Below are 14,904 nucleotides of genomic sequence, written 5' to 3' on the forward strand. Positions count from 1 at the left end.
CATGCCTTTTTTCGCAACACCCCGAAGGCTTTCGGTCTGGTTTTCCCTCGCCGCCACGCTTCTCGTGCTCTTGCTCTTCGGCTGTTCGAAGAAGGAGGAGGGCGGCCCTCCCGCGGGCGGCAAGGGGAAGATGGCGTTCCCCGTCGAGCTCGCGCCCGTCTCCGGCGAGCGCGTCGAGTACACCGTCACCGCGGTCGGCACCGTCGACGCGTACGAGCGTGTGCAGGTCACGGCGCGCGTGTCCGGCGTGATCGAGCACGTGCGGTTCGCCGAGGGCGACGTCGTCAAGAAGGGCCAGGTCCTTGTCGAGATCGACCCGGCGCGCTTCAACCTTGCCGTCCGCAGCGCCAAGGCCACGCTCGAGCGCGCGCAGGCATCCGCGGCCGAGGCCCAGCAGAACCTCGAACGCCGCGAAAAAGCGGGCGCCGACGGCGCGGGCGTCTTCTCGAAGGAAGACGTCGATGGCTGGCGGACGCGCGCGCGCACGGGCGCGGCGCAGGTCGCCGAGGCCCGCGCCGCGCTCGACGAGGCGAACCTGAACCTGCGTGACGCGTACGTGCGAGCGCCCATCGAGGGCAAGATGCAGACGCGTACGGTCCAGACCGGCCAGTTCGTCCAGCCCGGCACGGTGCTCGGCACGGTTCTTCGCCGCGATCCCTTGCTGCTTCGTTTCCCGGTCCCCGAGGCCGACGCGCCGCGCCTCTCGACCGGCATGAACGTCTCGTTCAAGGTCACGGGCATCGAGCACGACTTCACCGCGAAGATCACGCTCGTCGCGGACGCCGCGGATCCCGCGACGCGTATGGTCCCGATCGTCGCCGAGGTCGCCGACGAGAAAAAAGACACGCTCCGGCCCGGCGCGTTCGCCGACGTCACGGTGCGCGTCGGCGCGACGGAGAACTCGCCCGTCATCCCGCAGACTGCGATTCGTCCGAGCGAGAAGGGATTTCTGGCGTTCGTTGTGGAGAACAACGTCGCGCAGGAGCGCGTGCTCGCGCTCGGCATGCGCACGGCCGACGGGCGTGTCGAGGTCCGCAAAGGGTTGAAGCCCGGCGAGATGCTCGTCGTGCGTGGGGCCGAACCTCTGCGTGATGGCACCACGGTGCGCGTCGCGCCGCTGGGGCAAGGGCCCGGCAAAGGTCCGCCCGGGGCGCCCAGCGCGGCCGCTCCGCCGGCCACCACGAGCGCGCCTTCCGAAGGCGTCGGCGCGCCTTCGAAGGGAGGGAGCGCGCCATGAGCCTGACCGAAGCGTGCCTGCGCAAGCCCGTCCTTGCGTGGATGATGATGCTCGCGACGATCGTCTTCGGCATCGTCGCCGCGACGCGCATCGGCATCAGCCAGTTCCCCGACGTCGACTTCCCGACCATCAACGTCAACGTCTCCTGGGAAGGCGCCGCGCCCGAGGCCGTCGAGCACGACATCGTCGAGCAGATCGAGGAGGCCGTCGTCCAGGTCGAGGGCGTCAAATCCCTCACCTCCTCGTCCCGCCAGGGCGGCGCCTCGATCACGGTCGAGCTCGACCTCTCGCGCGACGTCGACTCCGCGCTCCAGGACGTGCAGGCCAAGGTCTCGCAGGCCCAGTCGCGCCTGCCGCGTGACATCGACCCGCCCGTCATCTCCAAGTCGAACCCCGAGGACCAGCCCATCATGTGGATTGGTCTGTCGGGTCCGTACTCGCCCCAGACCCTCTCCGACTACGCGCGTTACCGCGTCAAGGAGAAGCTCCAGACCGTGCCGGGGATCGGCGAGGTCATGCTGGGCGGCTACCTCGAGCGCAACGTCCGCGTCTGGTTCGACGCCGACAAACTCGCGGCCAAATCGCTCACCGTCACGGACGTGATCGCGGCGCTGCGACGCGAGCACGTGGAGCTGCCGGCGGGGCGCCTGGAGACCACGGGCCGCGAGGTCAACGTGCGCGTGCTCGGCGAGGCGCTCGACCTCGACACGCTCCGCCGCATCGTCGTGCGCGAGCAGGCGGGCGTCCCGACGTACATCGAGGACGTCGCGATCATCGAGGACGGCTTCGAGGACATGCGGCGCATGTCGCGTGTGAACGGCCAGCCCGCGCAGGGCATGGGCATCAAGAAGCAGCGCGGCTCGAACGCCGTCGCCGTCGCGAACGGCGTGAAGGGCATGCTCGACGAGATCCGGAAGACCTTGCCCGAGGGCATGGAGCTCCAGATCAACTTCGACTCGACGCGCTTCATCGAGCAATCCGTCCACGAGATCGAGCTCGAGCTCATCCTCGCGGTCGCGCTCACGGCCCTCGTCTGCTGGCTCTTCCTCGGCTCGCTCTCCAGCACGCTCAACGTGATCCTGGCGATCCCGATGAGCCTGCTCGGGACGATCGCGGCGATCTACTTCCTCGGCTTCACGCTGAACACTTTTACGTTGCTCGGCCTCTCGCTCGCCGTCGGCATCGTCGTCGATGACGCGATCATGGTGCTCGAGAACATCTTCCGGCACGCCGAGCAGGGCAAGGATCGCGTGCGTGCCGCGCGCGAGGGCACGGCCGAGATCACGTTCGCCGCGCTCGCCGCCACGGTCGCCGTCATCGCGATCTTCATCCCCGTCATCTTCATGGAAGGCGTGATGGGGCGCTTCTTCCTCCAGTTCGGCGTGACGCTCTGCATCGCCGTGGCCCTCTCGTACGTCGAGGCCATCACGCTCGCGCCCGCGCGCTGCGCGCAGCTCCTCACGACCTCGCGCGAGGGCCGCAGCAAGATCGGCATCTTCGTCGATCACGCCTTCGACAAACTCTCCGCCGGCTACGGCTGGCTCCTCGCGCGGGGCCTCAAGGTCCCCTCGCTCGTGCTCGTCGCCTCCATCGGCCTCTTCGTGGGCGCGGTCTTCGCGTTCCAGGCGCTCCCCGGCGAGTTCGTCCCCTCGCAGGATCAGAGCCGCCTCATGGTCCGGCTCACGACCGCGGTCGGCTCCGACATCCGCGAGACGGACAAGATCGTGACGAAGGCCGAGGCCATCGTGAACAACGCGCCCGAGGTGCAGCGCACGCTCGTGGTCGTCGGCGGCTTCGGCACGGGCGCTGTGAACAGCGGCATGATCTTCGTGACGCTCAAGCCTCGGAACGAGCGCAAGGCCACGCAGAACGAGTTCGCCGCCGTCCTGCGCAAGGAGCTCAACGGAATCCCGGGCGTACGCGCCATCGTGCAGGACCTCTCGCAGTCGGGCTTCACCGCGTCGCGTGGCTTCCCCGTGGAGTTCTCGATCCGCGGTCCCGAGTGGGGTGAGCTCGTTTCGCACAGCGAGCGCATCAAGGCCGAGCTCCAGGCGGCAGGCCTCGTCGTCGACCTCGACTCCGACTACCAGCTCGGCATGCCCGAGCTACGGATCGTGCCCGACCGCGCGCGCGCCGCGGATCTCGGCATCTCGGTCGAGGAGATCGCGACGACCCTGAACGCGCTCGTCGGCGGCACGCGCGTGGGCAAGTACAGCGCGGGCGGGCGACGTGTCGACGTGCGCATGCGCCTGCTCGCCGATCAGCGCTCGCGGCCCGAGGATCTCTCGCGCCTCAAGGTCCGCGCGAAAAGCGGAGAGCTCGTGCCGCTCTCCACGCTCGTGAAGTACGAGGAGCAGCCTGCGCTCCAGGCGATCACGCGTCGGGATCGCGAACGCGCGATCACCCTCTTCGGCAACGTCGCGCCGGGCAAGTCGCAGAGCGAGGCCCTCGCGCTCGTGGAGAAGCTCGGCAAGGACGTACCGACTGGCTACCACGTGGTGCTCGGCGGCGCGTCGGTCGCCTTCCGCGAGTCCATGGGTGGCCTCGTCTTCGCGTTGATCCTCGGGATCATCGTCGCGTACATGGTCCTCGCGTCGCAGTTCAACTCGTTCCTGCACCCGGTGACCGTGTTGACGATCCTCCCGCTCTCCGTCGCGGGCGCTGCGTTCGCGCTGCTCCTCATGAAGCAGACGCTCAACATCTTCAGCATGATCGGGATCGTCCTCTTGATGGGGATCGTGAAGAAAAACTCGATCATCCTGGTCGATTACGCGACGGAGCTCCGAAACCACGGCAAGAACGCGCTCGACGCGATGCTCGAAGCGGGCCCGGTTCGTCTCCGGCCCATCCTGATGACATCCATCGCGACCCTGATGGCGGCCGTGCCTTCGGCGCTCGCGCTCGGCGAAGGCAGCGAGGTGCGCGCGCCCATGGCGATCGCGGTCATCGGCGGCCTCGTGATCTCCACGGGCCTGAGCCTCCTCGTGGTGCCGGCGTTTTACGTCGTCGCCGATCGCATCGCGGCGCGCCTCGCGCGCGTCCGTCGCACGTCTTCGCCACCGCTCGCCGAACCGGTCCCGCCTCCGCCTCACGCTTGACGCGACGGGTCTCGGGTGGAAACTCCACCGACCAACTCGTGCTTGCGCCCTCCCGTCCCGGCAGAAAAATCGATCGAAGCTGTTGCCGTTTGGGAGGCTCGGCTTTAGGTGCGCCGCGAGGACTTCATGCTGCAAAGAGTATTCCGCAGCCTGGACGGTGGGGGGTTCGCCTCGGGCGACACGAACGTGCACAAACCGTTACGCAGAAGGGTTGCTTCTTCTGCACATCGTGTAGGATTGGCGCATGCCGACTGCTGGGGGCCGAGGGTGTCACGCTGCCGCGATCCAAGAGACGATCGCGCCGCGCACACTCGGTGCCGGGGCAAACACGGCGCTCCCTTCGCGCCTTCCCCCTCTTCACGACCCACCGGCAACAATCTTTTCTTGCTCCCAGGGCAGGGTTCCCTGGAAAATCTGAAAAATCGGCTTTCGGGAGATGAACGATGAGCGCCAAGAACCGACCTCACGCCCCGGCCGTCGCTGTTGCTCCTCGCGAAGCGGCGTTTCAGGATGCAGTGGTCCTCGTTCGTGAACCCTTCGTCATCGACCGGACGGTGGCCATGCAGGCCATCCGCTACACGAAGGAGCTCCTGTCCGGCTCTTTCGCGCCGAACGCACAACGTGAGTCCGTGCCATCCTCCAACCCGTCGACCTCGAGGCGACGGACTGCGAGCGGCCGCTAGAACTTCCAAAGCGGTCCGCGCGTCGACGTAGCGCTGGGACCGAATGTACATCCTCCACCTGTCGGATCTTCACGTCACGGAGCCCGGGCAAACGCTCGACGACGTGTGGATGCACCCGGCGCAAGCGCTGGGCACGCTGCACCCGGCCCCCTTCGACTTCGTCGTCGTCAGCGGCGATCTCACGCAGCGCGGGAGCGCCGCGGAGTACGACGAGCTGCTCGAGTTCGCGGAGCACCGCGTCCTGCCGCTCGTCGTGAACCGCGAGCGCGCGCGTGTCGTGTTCGTTCCGGGCAACCACGACGTCGACTGGGGCGCCGACATCGGCGAGCCCGTGCGCGTCACCTCGCTGCGTACCGCGCACGACTTCGACCTCCTCGAGCAGGAGATGCAGCGGCTCAAGCGCTCGCCGGATCTCTCGGATCTGCGCATCGACGTGGGCCGCTACGGACACCTCGACCTCGTCAAGCTGCGGGCGGGCGCGGAGTACAACAAGCGCTTCGCGAACGTCCAGCGATTCTTCGACCGCTTCTACGGCGAGTCCTTGGATGGACGCGGCCGCGCCTTCGATCTCCTCGACCCCAACGAACGCGAGCACTGGTCGGCGCACGTCTTCCCCCAGGAGAAGGTCGCGTTCTTCGGCTTCAACTCCTGCCACCGGAACGACAAGTACTGGACCGGTGCCTGCATCTCCACGCGCGCCGTCTCCGCCGCGCGCGACTTCGCGAACGGCCTCGATCGGGACACGCTGCGCGTCGCCGTCTGGCACCATGGCTTCACCAGTGAACGCGGGCGTCCCGATTACCTTACGCTGCAGGACGTCGGCACCCTCTACGCCGCGGGCTTCCGCATCGGCTTTCACGGCCACACGCACCAGGAGAGCTCGAAGCTCGTCGAGCTCTTCAAGAGCCGCTTCGTCATCATCTCCACGGGATCGCTCGGCTCGGCCGCGCACGAGCGGCCCGGCGCCGTGGGCAACCAGTTCTCGGTCGTGCGGCTCAGCCCGAGCACGGTCAGTGTCGAAGTGTACGAGCGCGACGGCGAGGCCGGCGAGTACGCGCTCGAGCCGAAGCGCAAGTACTTCGAGGTGAACTGGGAGCCCGTCGCGCAGGCCGAGCGCTTCGTGAAGGCCCGCGAGCACACGCGGATCTGGAGCGTCGGGGACGATGGCATCGCGCTCGTCGAGGTGGAGCTGCGCGACTTCGTGGCGCCCGTCGAGACGCCGATCGCCGTGCTCGAACCGCCCTACAACAACGTCCAGGCCGAGCCACGCGCGACCACGTGGCGCGGCCGCCGCGAGGTGAAGGAAGAGCCGCTCGGCGGCGGGCGCGTGCGCTTCATGCTGCAGGGCGCGGACAAGACCGAGCGGTACCTCACGTGGAGCTACCATCTCTCGAACGCGGTCGCGCTCACGCAGGCCGAGCTGAACCTGCTGGAAAAACGTGATCGTTGGTACCCCAACTTGATCGACGGCTACGACGTCCGCTCGCACGTCGTCCGCTTCGAGTCCGACCACCTCACGCTGGCGCTCGTGTTCGCGGAGAGCTCGGGCGCGACGATCGAGGACGCGTATCCCATGGTCGAGCGCTGCTACGAGCAGTTCGGCGAACCGCGCTGGGAGCCCGTCGAGTTCGAGCAGGAGCGGTGCCGCTCGCACTTCATCGTGGGCAAGACGCACGTGGAGCTCAAGATCCCGGGGCCGATCGTGGGCTACCGGTACTCGCTCGCGTATCGCCCGGGCGGCGCCGGTAAGGAGTACCCCGAGGCCGCGAAGTGGACCGCGCGCGCACTGCTCGAGCGCTGCTGCGGCAAGCCGATGTCGAACCACTCGCTCTCGGCGAAGCTCACGGAGGCCGTCGGCAACTCCATCTACAAGATCGCCACGGCCTCGCCGTGGGGCGTGCAGACCGCGCCGATCGTGCGGAGCGGGCTGCTCTCGGAGCGCGGATCGTGGATGGGCATGATCTGGGACGCGAACCTGCGCGTCCTTTGCCCGGCGTTCGGCCAGTTCTGGCCGCAGTCCTGGGCGGCGCGCTTCACCTGCGGCAGCGGCGTCGCGGGCCACGCTTTCCGCTTCAACATCGCCGCGGCCTGGCATCGCGACGCGCACGCGACGACGAGCATCATCTACCAGCCGAGCCCGGACCATCACCGCCTCTTCGCGCGGCACTACCGCTGGATCCTGTGCTTCCCGCTGCGGCTCGCGCCGGAAGAGGAGTCGTCGCTCGGCGTCGTTTGTCTCGCGAGCGAGGAGGAGAACACCCAGGTCGAGCGCGCGCTCGGCCACCTCGCCCGCGCGATCTGCACCGAGACGATGGATCCCGAGGCCACGAAGCTCCGCCTGATGCTCCAGACCGTCATCAACGCCGTGTTCTGGACGTGCGTGACCGATCCGAACCACGGACTCAGCGAGAGCGAGGGGCGCTACGCGCGCCACGTGCTCAACGCGCTTCTCTCGTCGGCGACCGACTAACCCACGAGCAGCAGGTACCCGATCGCCACGACCATCGAGACGATCGTGACGGGCAAACCTGCGCGGAGGTACGTGACGAATCCGATCTCGTCCTCCGCGTGCGCGGCCTCGACGACGATGATGTTCGCGACGGAGCCGAGCAGCGTGAGGTTTCCGGCGAGCGTCGTGGCCATCGCCGTCACGGTCCAGGCGAGCGTCGGATCGGGCAGCGTGCGGATCATCGGCTCGGCGAGCAGGATGAAGGGCACGTTGCTCACGACCTGACAGCCGAGCGTGAACATCGCGGAGAGCGCGGCCATGGCGGCGCCACGACCTTCCGGGATGAACGGGCGCGCCGCGGCGAGCGTCTCGTCGACGAGGCCCGTGCGCTGGAACGCGGCGGCCACGATGAAGAGCGCGCCGAAGAAGACGAGCACGGTCCACGTCACGCCCGAGAAGAGCGACGCGGGATCACGCCTTCGAAGGACGAGGAGCGCCGCCGCGCCCGTGAGCGCGGCGAACGCGAGGTTCGCGCCGGCGAGGAAGGCGATCGAGACGCCGAGGATCACGACGAGCGCCATCATGAGCTCGCTGCGGGATCGCGGGGCGACGGTTACGTCCGCGTCAATCTGCGCGGCGCTCGTGGGCCGCAGGCGCTTGCGGAAGAGCAAGTGCAGCGTCGCCGCCGTCACCAAGAGCGCGAGAAACCCGGCCGGCCCTCCACGAAGCAAATAGCTCCGGTACGACAGACCCGACAGGTGCGCGACGAGCATGTTCTGCGGGTTTCCCGCGAGCGTCATCGCGCTGCCGGCGTTCGCTCCCATCGCCAGCGCGAGCAGATACGGCACGCGTGGCAGGCCTGCCTTCCGCGCCGTCGCGTCCACCACGGGCGCGAAGAGCACGCAGACCGGATCGTTCACCAGCACGGCCGAGAGCAGGCCCGAGGCGATCGTCGTGCCGTAGAGAAGGCCCACCGGCGAGGGTTTCCGCTCGAGCAGGAACGACGCGGCCCTCTCGAAGAACCCGGCCTCTGCGAGCGCGGCCGAGAGCAGCATCATCCCGAGCAAAAGCCCGATCGTGTTCGGCTCGACCGCGGCAAATGCGGTCTTGGCGTCGATGCCCCAGCGCGGCTCGATCGAGGCGAGCACGACCATCATGCACGCGCCTGCGAGCGCGCCGGCGGGCCTTCCGATCGGCAGGAGCGACAGGCGCCGAAAGGCGATCAGCACGTAGGTCGCAATGAACACGACGAGCGTCGGCAGGTGGCTCATGCGGGGGCTTCTTCGGGGCTTCTTCCTGACGGGAGAGGGGGCGCGGCCGTCACGGGGTCGGTGTCGGCGTCGAGAGTGTGCTCCGAAGCAGAGCGTGACGGCTCGGCAGCGGAAAAAAGCGGTCGAGCAGCGGTTTCGGGTTTGTCTTTCTGGAATCTTTGCGAGGGGCGTGCGGGCGCCCCCGACCTTGTCACACCCCGGGCCTTACGCTACGTAAGACGTCCCCGGAGATCCCGAGGTCCTGGGAGCGCCCAGGAGATGCTATACACGTCCACGTAAACGCAGAGGAGAGCGAGATGTACGTCCCCGACATGGTGATACGGCCTCGACTCGAGATTCTAGCGAAGGCCCCGGTGCCGACGCAGACGGGCTTGTTCGAGATGATCGTGTTCCGGTACGGTGAGCAGACCGCCGAGAGCGGGCTCTCTCCGGACCATGTGGCGCTGGTGATGGGCGATGTGCGTGGACGGTCGTCCGTCCTCGTCCGGGTGCACTCGGAGTGCCTGACGAGCGAGGTCTTCGGCTCGCTGAAATGCGATTGCCGTGGTCAGCTCGAGGCGGCGCAGGCCGAGATCGCGCGGCGGGGGCAGGGCGTCGTCGTGTACCTGCGCCAGGAAGGCCGGGGCATCGGCCTCTCGAACAAGATCCGCGCGTACGACCTGCAAGCGCGGGGGCACGACACCGTGGACGCGAATCGGCTGCTCGGGCTTCCGGACGACGCGCGTGATTACGCGCCGGCCGCGGCGATGCTGGAGCACCTCGGCGTGGCCTCGATCCAGCTCATGACGAACAACCCGCTCAAGGTGCAGGCGCTCCGGCAGCTCGGGACGCGGGTCGAGGCGCGCGAGCCCTCGATTGTAGAGACGAACCCGTTCAGCCAGGGGTATCTGGAGGCGAAGCGGGTGCGAATGGGGCACTCGCTGCCGCCGCTGGATGCGGCGCTCCTCGCCCCCGCCGACAACATCGACGCCGAGTGACGCTCAGCCGCCCGACTTCTTGGTCGAGCCCGCCTTGAGCCGCGCTTTGAGCCTCGAAGCGTAGCCCTCTTTGTTCTCCTGCTTCACCCGGGCGATGGCCAGCGCATCGTCGGGCACGTCGCGCGTGATCGTCGTGCCCGTGGCCACGTAGGCGCCCACGCCGATCCGCACCGGCGCGATGATCTGCGAATCGCTGCCGATGAACGCGCCCGCGCCGATCTCGGTGCGGTGCTTCTTGAACCCGTCGTAATTGCAGAAAATGGTCCCCGCGCCGATGTTCGCGCCTTCGCCGATGTCGCCGTCGCCGAGATACGCGAGGTGATTGGCCTTGGCCCCGCGGCGGACCACGGTCTTTTTCGTCTCCACGAAATTGCCGATGTGCGCCTCGGCCTCGATGCGGCTCTCCGGGCGCAGGTGCGAAAAGGGTCCGATCTGCGCATTTTCGCCGATCGTCGAATCACTCGCGATCGAATAAGGTTTTACCAGGGCCGACGGCGCGACCTCCACGTCCGTCAGCACCGAGCCCACGTCGATTTTCGCATTCGCGCCGACGCGCGTTTTTCCGCGCAGAACCACGTAATGCTCGATCACCGCGTCCGGCTCGACGACCACGGTCGCGTCGATCCGCGCCGTCGCCCGCACCGTCGCGCCCGCGCGCCGGATCCGGTCCGCGATGCGCCCGTAAAGAATGTCCTCGGCCGCGGCGAGCTGCGCCCGATCGTTCACCCCCACGAGCGCCGCCGCGCTCTCGGCCCGCACGGAGGCGACTCCGCCTGCCTTCGCCGCGACGGCCACGATGTCCGTCAAATAAAGCTCGCCCTGCGCATTGTTCGGCAAAAGCCCCGCCACCGATTCTCGCAAAAAGCCCGCCCGCGCCACGTACACGCCCGTGTTCACCTCGCGCACGCGCCGCTCCTCTTCCGTCGCGTCCCGCTGCTCCCGCACGGCGAAGATCTTTCCCTCGGCGTCCCGCAGCACGCGCCCGTACCCCGTCGGATCCTCGGTCATCGCCGTCAGCATCGCGAGCGGCGCGCCGCCCTCGATCGAGCCCGCCAGCCGCACGAGCTCGGCCGGATCGAGCAGCGGCGTATCCCCGCAGAGCACGAGCACCCGCTCGGCCGAGGGATCCAGCGCTGGCAGGGCCGATCGCACCGCGTCCCCGGTCCCGCGCTGGGCTTCCTGCACCGCCGTCCGCACGCGATCGCCGAACGCTTTCGTGAGATGCGCGGCGAGCTCGTCCCGGCCATACCCCACGACGACCACGACGTCCCCGCACCCGGCGGCGAGCGCGGCTTCGATGGCGTAGTCGACCATCGGCCGGCCGCAAAGCGGGTGGAGCACCTTGGGCTTCGTGCTCTTCATGCGCGTGCCTTGTCCGGCGGCGAGGACGATGGCGGTGAGGGAGGATCCAGCTTGGGTCGTCATCGGCGCCGAACCTAGCACGGGCGCCCGAGACCCCCCAGCGAACGGCGAAACGCCTCCCGGACGCCCGCGGACGGACGCGGCCGCCGCCGGGGACGCGGGTGCGCCATAACATTGTCGCGGCCATTGCGGACCGTTGAAATGGGAAAAGGCCGTCCCATCTGCAACAATGAATGCGCGGTTGGTCTTGTCGGGTGGTATCTGTAGTGACCGGATAGCGTCGAAACCGTGCCGATGCGAGGTATTTTCGAGGGGATTTGGACCTTTTTGATGATCTCTCCGTCAGGCGCAGTGTATGCACGGAGAGAAGGACGGAGGGAACCTCATGACCCGTTTCGCTCACGTATCGCTCGTGTCTCTCGTTCTCGTGTTCGCGTCGGCGTGCAGCAGCTCCGAGGCCACGGCACCGGCAGCGGTCAACGTCGAGGCCGAGGCGGCCGTCAACGCGGATCTCGGGGCGGAGGCGCTGGTCGAGGAGCATGACGAGGGGACCGTCGCCTGGCGCATCGACAGCGACGGCCAGGTGAAGGCCGCGGTCACCGCCACGGCGACCGGTCGCGTCAAGGAAGACGTCGGCGGCTCGCTCATCTACAAGGTCGAGGGCGCCGAGCCGCGCACGGTGCCGCTCGTGCTCGACGCGAAGACGGGCCTGCTCGTCGCGGCCGGGCCGAAGCTCGAGGCGGATCTCACCGAGGTCAACTACACGGTGACGGTCTCGGGCAAACCCTGGACCGGCGTCATGCACGTGCCCGTGGGCGGCACGGCAGAGCTCGTGGCGGGCGCCAAGGTGACGGCCGAGGCGAAGCTGCCCGACGAGACCGTGGGCCCGCACGGCGGCACGATCCAGATCGTGGGTGACGATCGACTGGAGATGGTCGCGGACGCGAGCTCGGGCGAGACGCGCGTGTACGTGCTCGACGTGAACCTCAAGCCCGTGCGGATCGAGTCGCGCAAGCTGCGGATGGGCTTCGTCGCCGAGAAGACCACGTTCGTGAACTTCGATCCCGAGCCGTCGGGCTTCTTTTTCTCGGCGCGGCTCGGCGCCTCGGCGTCGCTGCTCAATCCGCTGCGCGTGACGGCGTCGCTCAGCATCGGCACGGTCACGCACGCGGCGATCTGGGGCTATCGACCGGGCATCCGCATTTATGCCCCCACGGCCACGGTGCGCATCGCCAGCGCGCCGCGCATTCGATTCAGCCTGCAGGGCGGCTTCGACAGCGGCGTGGACGTTTATGGCCGCGCCCACGTGAAGACGAGGTTCCACGGCGACGACGACGACCACGACCATCACAGGAAGGGCAACAACGGCCGGCATTTCGGCCAGGATGGGACCTTCGCGCGTGACAGCGGCGGCTTCAAGCAGGATGACGCCGTGCACCCCGGCAGCAGCAAGGCGAAGGGCGGCGGCGACGACGATCGCGGCCCGAGCGCGAAGGGCGGCCACGATCACGGCAGCAGCGTGAAGATCAGCGGGGGCAGCTCGAAGGGCGGCGGCCACGACGATCACGGCGGCAGCGCGAGGAGCAGCGGCGGCGGTGGCTCGAAGGGCGGCGGCAGCGCGAAGAGCAGCGGCGGCGGCTCGAAGGGCGGCGGCGGTGACGCGAAGGGCGGCGGCGGCGGCGGTGGCAAGGGCGGCAAAAAATAACCGCCTCGCGAGACGAATGTAGGGTTTTCGCCCTCGTTCTGTCAGGTTCTCGTCACGATTGCACGAAATCCAACGACGCAGTGCGAGACGCGCATTGCGTCATGCCGAAAACGGCCTTCCCTCCTCTTGCCCGCTATTCTGGGGTCGGGTAAAGATGGGCCTTCCCTCATGAAGGCCAAGCTTGTTTCGCTCTGGAACTGGTTCGAGATCATCGGCGTCGTGGCCCTGTCGACCGGCGCGGTCGCGGCGGTGTTTGTCACGACCGCACCATTCGATCGCGTCCGCAAAATCACGGGCAGATTCTTCCGCATTTGCGGCACGATGCTCGTCCGCTTGAATCCGCTCTGGAGCGTGAAGGTCTCCGGATGGAAGCGCCCCGCGAACAGCGGGCCTTTCATCGTCGTCGCGAATCACCAGTCGATCGCCGACATTCCGGCGATCAGCTATTTGCCCTGGGAAATGAAATGGCTCTCGAAGGAGAGCAATTTCAAGGTCCCGGGCCTCGGCTGGATGATGAGCATGGCCGGCGACATCCCGCTCCGCCGCGGCGAGCGCGAGAGCGCGAAATCGGCGATGGAGCGCTGCAAATGGTACCTCGACCGCGGCATGAGCGTGATGATCTTCCCCGAAGGCACGCGCTCCTCCGACGGCGAGATCAAGCCCTTCAAGGACGGTGCCTTCCGCCTCGCCCTCGAGACGGGCATCCCCATCCTGCCCGTCGCGGTCGCCGGCACCCGCCACGCGATTCCCAAGAACTCGTGGGTCTTCGGCGTGAAATGCCAGGCCCGCATCGAGGTCCTGCCGCCCATCGACGTGAAAGGCATGACGATGGACGACCTCGAAACCCTGCGCGAGCGCGTGCGCGGCGATATCTCGGCGGCCTTCGAGCGCCTCGGCAAGTGGATGCCCACGCTGCCCTCCGAGGAGGAGAGCGGCGAAAACGAGGCGCCAAAAGCCACGGCCGCGGCCGCGATCGAAGCCTCGCCCCCCGCCTGAGCCTCACCGACACATCGAAATCAACATCGTTTCGAGCACCGCCTGCGGCGAGCGTTTCGAGCCCTTGAGCGCTCGATCCGCCTCCGCGAGCAGGCGCACCCACGCGGGGAGCGTCCCCCGCGGCAGCGATTTCAACGTCTGCGCCGTCTCCTGCGCCTTGAACGGCGGAATGCCCGCGCGCGCGGCCGCCTCGTTCACGTTTGCCCCCGCCCGCAGCGCCGAATCCATCTTCACCATCTTACGCACGTTCGACGCCACGAGCCCGAGCAGCGGCAGCCCCCCGTCCTTCGAATCCACGACCTCCGCCAGCACCGCGAGCGCCTTGTCGAGCCGCCGCCGCGTCAGCGCATCGACGAGGTCCCACACCGAGCCCGGCCGGACCTTCATGACCATCGTCACGACCGCGTCCTCCGTGAACGGTTTGCCCTCCCCGACGAACAAGCTCAGCCGCTCGATCGCGTCCGCCACGTAGCCGAGCTCCGGCCCGGCGATCTCCGCCAGGTGATCGGCCACGTCCGGCGCGATGTCGTGCCCGCGCTCCTTGGCCATCTGCCGCACCACGGTCGGCAGCGCCTTGCGGCTCACGGGCTCGCAGTTGACGAGGAAGTCCTCCTTCTTCGCCGCCGTCACGATCTTGCGTTGCGCGTGGAGCTTCGTCGCCGACAGCACGAGCACCGTGCTCGAGGCCGGCGCCTTCGCGTACTCGGCGAGCGCGTCGAGCGGACTTCCGTCCTTCACCCCGCGCTTGCCCTCCGCTGGGCCCTTGCCGCCGTCGTCGTCGTCGCTGTCGCCCTTCTTCTCCCAGCGCTCGAGGCCACGCGCCAGGACGAACCGGCGCTTGGCCATCATCGGCACCATCTTCGAGGCCGAGAGGACCGCGTCCACGTTCGACTCGCCGGCCGTGAATTTGTCCTCGTTGAAGCCCGCGATGCCGCCCTTCATCGTTGCTTCCTTGATGGCGTGCACGACCTTGTCGGCGAGGTACCGCTCCTCGCCGAGCACGAGGTAGACGGGCCGCAAGTTCCCTTTCGTGGCTTCCTGGATGGCTTGCTCGGGCGTCACGGGTCTCTCCGTTCGTCCCTTCGGAGGGGCGCGTCAAGCGCGGGAAGAGGTACCATGTTCCCCG

The 14,904-nt window shown here is 68.0% G+C and carries 10 protein-coding genes; 7 read left to right on the forward strand and 3 right to left on the reverse strand.

Annotated elements, in window-relative coordinates; all coding sequences use genetic code 11:
• The first annotated feature begins 1 nt into the window (after position 1).
• The 4 genes from KEG38_RS03455 to KEG38_RS03470 all read left to right on the forward strand — a co-directional run bounded on the left by KEG38_RS03455 (position 2) and on the right by KEG38_RS03470 (position 7,488).
• On the forward strand, positions 2 to 1,237 hold the full coding sequence (locus KEG38_RS03455) for an efflux RND transporter periplasmic adaptor subunit (RefSeq protein WP_272417533.1): 1,236 nt from the start codon (positions 2 to 4) through the stop codon (positions 1,235 to 1,237).
• On the forward strand, positions 1,234 to 4,335 hold the full coding sequence (locus KEG38_RS03460; RefSeq protein ID WP_272417534.1) for an efflux RND transporter permease subunit: 3,102 nt from the start codon (positions 1,234 to 1,236) through the stop codon (positions 4,333 to 4,335). The genes KEG38_RS03455 and KEG38_RS03460 overlap by 4 nt, the downstream gene beginning before the upstream one ends.
• Positions 4,336 to 4,778: 443 nt before the next feature.
• Entirely contained in the window at positions 4,779 to 5,018 is a 240-nt protein-coding gene (locus KEG38_RS03465; protein WP_272417535.1) for a hypothetical protein, read from the forward strand.
• Positions 5,019 to 5,061: 43 nt separating this feature from the next.
• On the forward strand, positions 5,062 to 7,488 hold the full coding sequence (locus KEG38_RS03470; protein ID WP_272417536.1) for a metallophosphoesterase family protein: 2,427 nt from the start codon (positions 5,062 to 5,064) through the stop codon (positions 7,486 to 7,488).
• On the opposite strand, the gene KEG38_RS03475 is transcribed toward KEG38_RS03470, so the two are convergent.
• On the reverse strand, positions 7,485 to 8,738 hold the full coding sequence (locus KEG38_RS03475; protein WP_272417537.1) for an ArsB/NhaD family transporter: 1,254 nt from the start codon (positions 8,736 to 8,738) through the stop codon (positions 7,485 to 7,487). The genes KEG38_RS03470 and KEG38_RS03475 overlap by 4 nt on opposite strands.
• Before the next feature lie 296 nt (positions 8,739 to 9,034).
• Here KEG38_RS03475 and ribA point away from each other — a divergent pair, with 296 nt between their 5' ends.
• Complete coding sequence (gene ribA / locus KEG38_RS03480; RefSeq protein ID WP_272417538.1) at positions 9,035 to 9,715, forward strand: GTP cyclohydrolase II; 681 nt, start codon at positions 9,035 to 9,037, stop codon at positions 9,713 to 9,715.
• 3 nt (positions 9,716 to 9,718) lie between these two features.
• Here the strand turns inward: ribA and glmU are convergent, their stop codons facing one another.
• Entirely contained in the window at positions 9,719 to 11,140 is a 1,422-nt protein-coding gene (gene glmU, locus KEG38_RS03485) for a bifunctional UDP-N-acetylglucosamine diphosphorylase/glucosamine-1-phosphate N-acetyltransferase GlmU (protein ID WP_272417539.1), read from the reverse strand.
• A gap of 322 nt (positions 11,141 to 11,462) precedes the next feature.
• On the opposite strand from glmU, the gene KEG38_RS03490 reads away from it, so the two are divergent.
• Together KEG38_RS03490 and KEG38_RS03495 are read left to right on the forward strand one after the other, a co-directional pair.
• Positions 11,463 to 12,782: a hypothetical protein gene (locus KEG38_RS03490; RefSeq protein ID WP_272417540.1), complete on the forward strand. Its 1,320-nt coding sequence runs from the start codon at positions 11,463 to 11,465 to the stop codon at positions 12,780 to 12,782.
• 168 nt (positions 12,783 to 12,950) lie between these two features.
• The gene (locus KEG38_RS03495) at positions 12,951 to 13,778 is read left to right on the forward strand and encodes a lysophospholipid acyltransferase family protein (RefSeq protein ID WP_272417541.1); all 828 of its coding nucleotides are present in this window, start codon (positions 12,951 to 12,953) and stop codon (positions 13,776 to 13,778) included.
• A gap of 3 nt (positions 13,779 to 13,781) precedes the next feature.
• Here the strand turns inward: KEG38_RS03495 and holA are convergent, their stop codons facing one another.
• Positions 13,782 to 14,840, reverse strand: coding sequence for a DNA polymerase III subunit delta (gene holA, locus KEG38_RS03500; protein WP_272417543.1), 1,059 nt, complete (start codon positions 14,838 to 14,840; stop codon positions 13,782 to 13,784).
• Positions 14,841 to 14,904: the final 64 nt, after the last annotated feature.

Source organism: Polyangium jinanense, from assembly GCF_028435265.1.
Taxonomy (GTDB): Bacteria; Myxococcota_A; Polyangia; order Polyangiales; family Polyangiaceae; genus Polyangium; species Polyangium jinanense.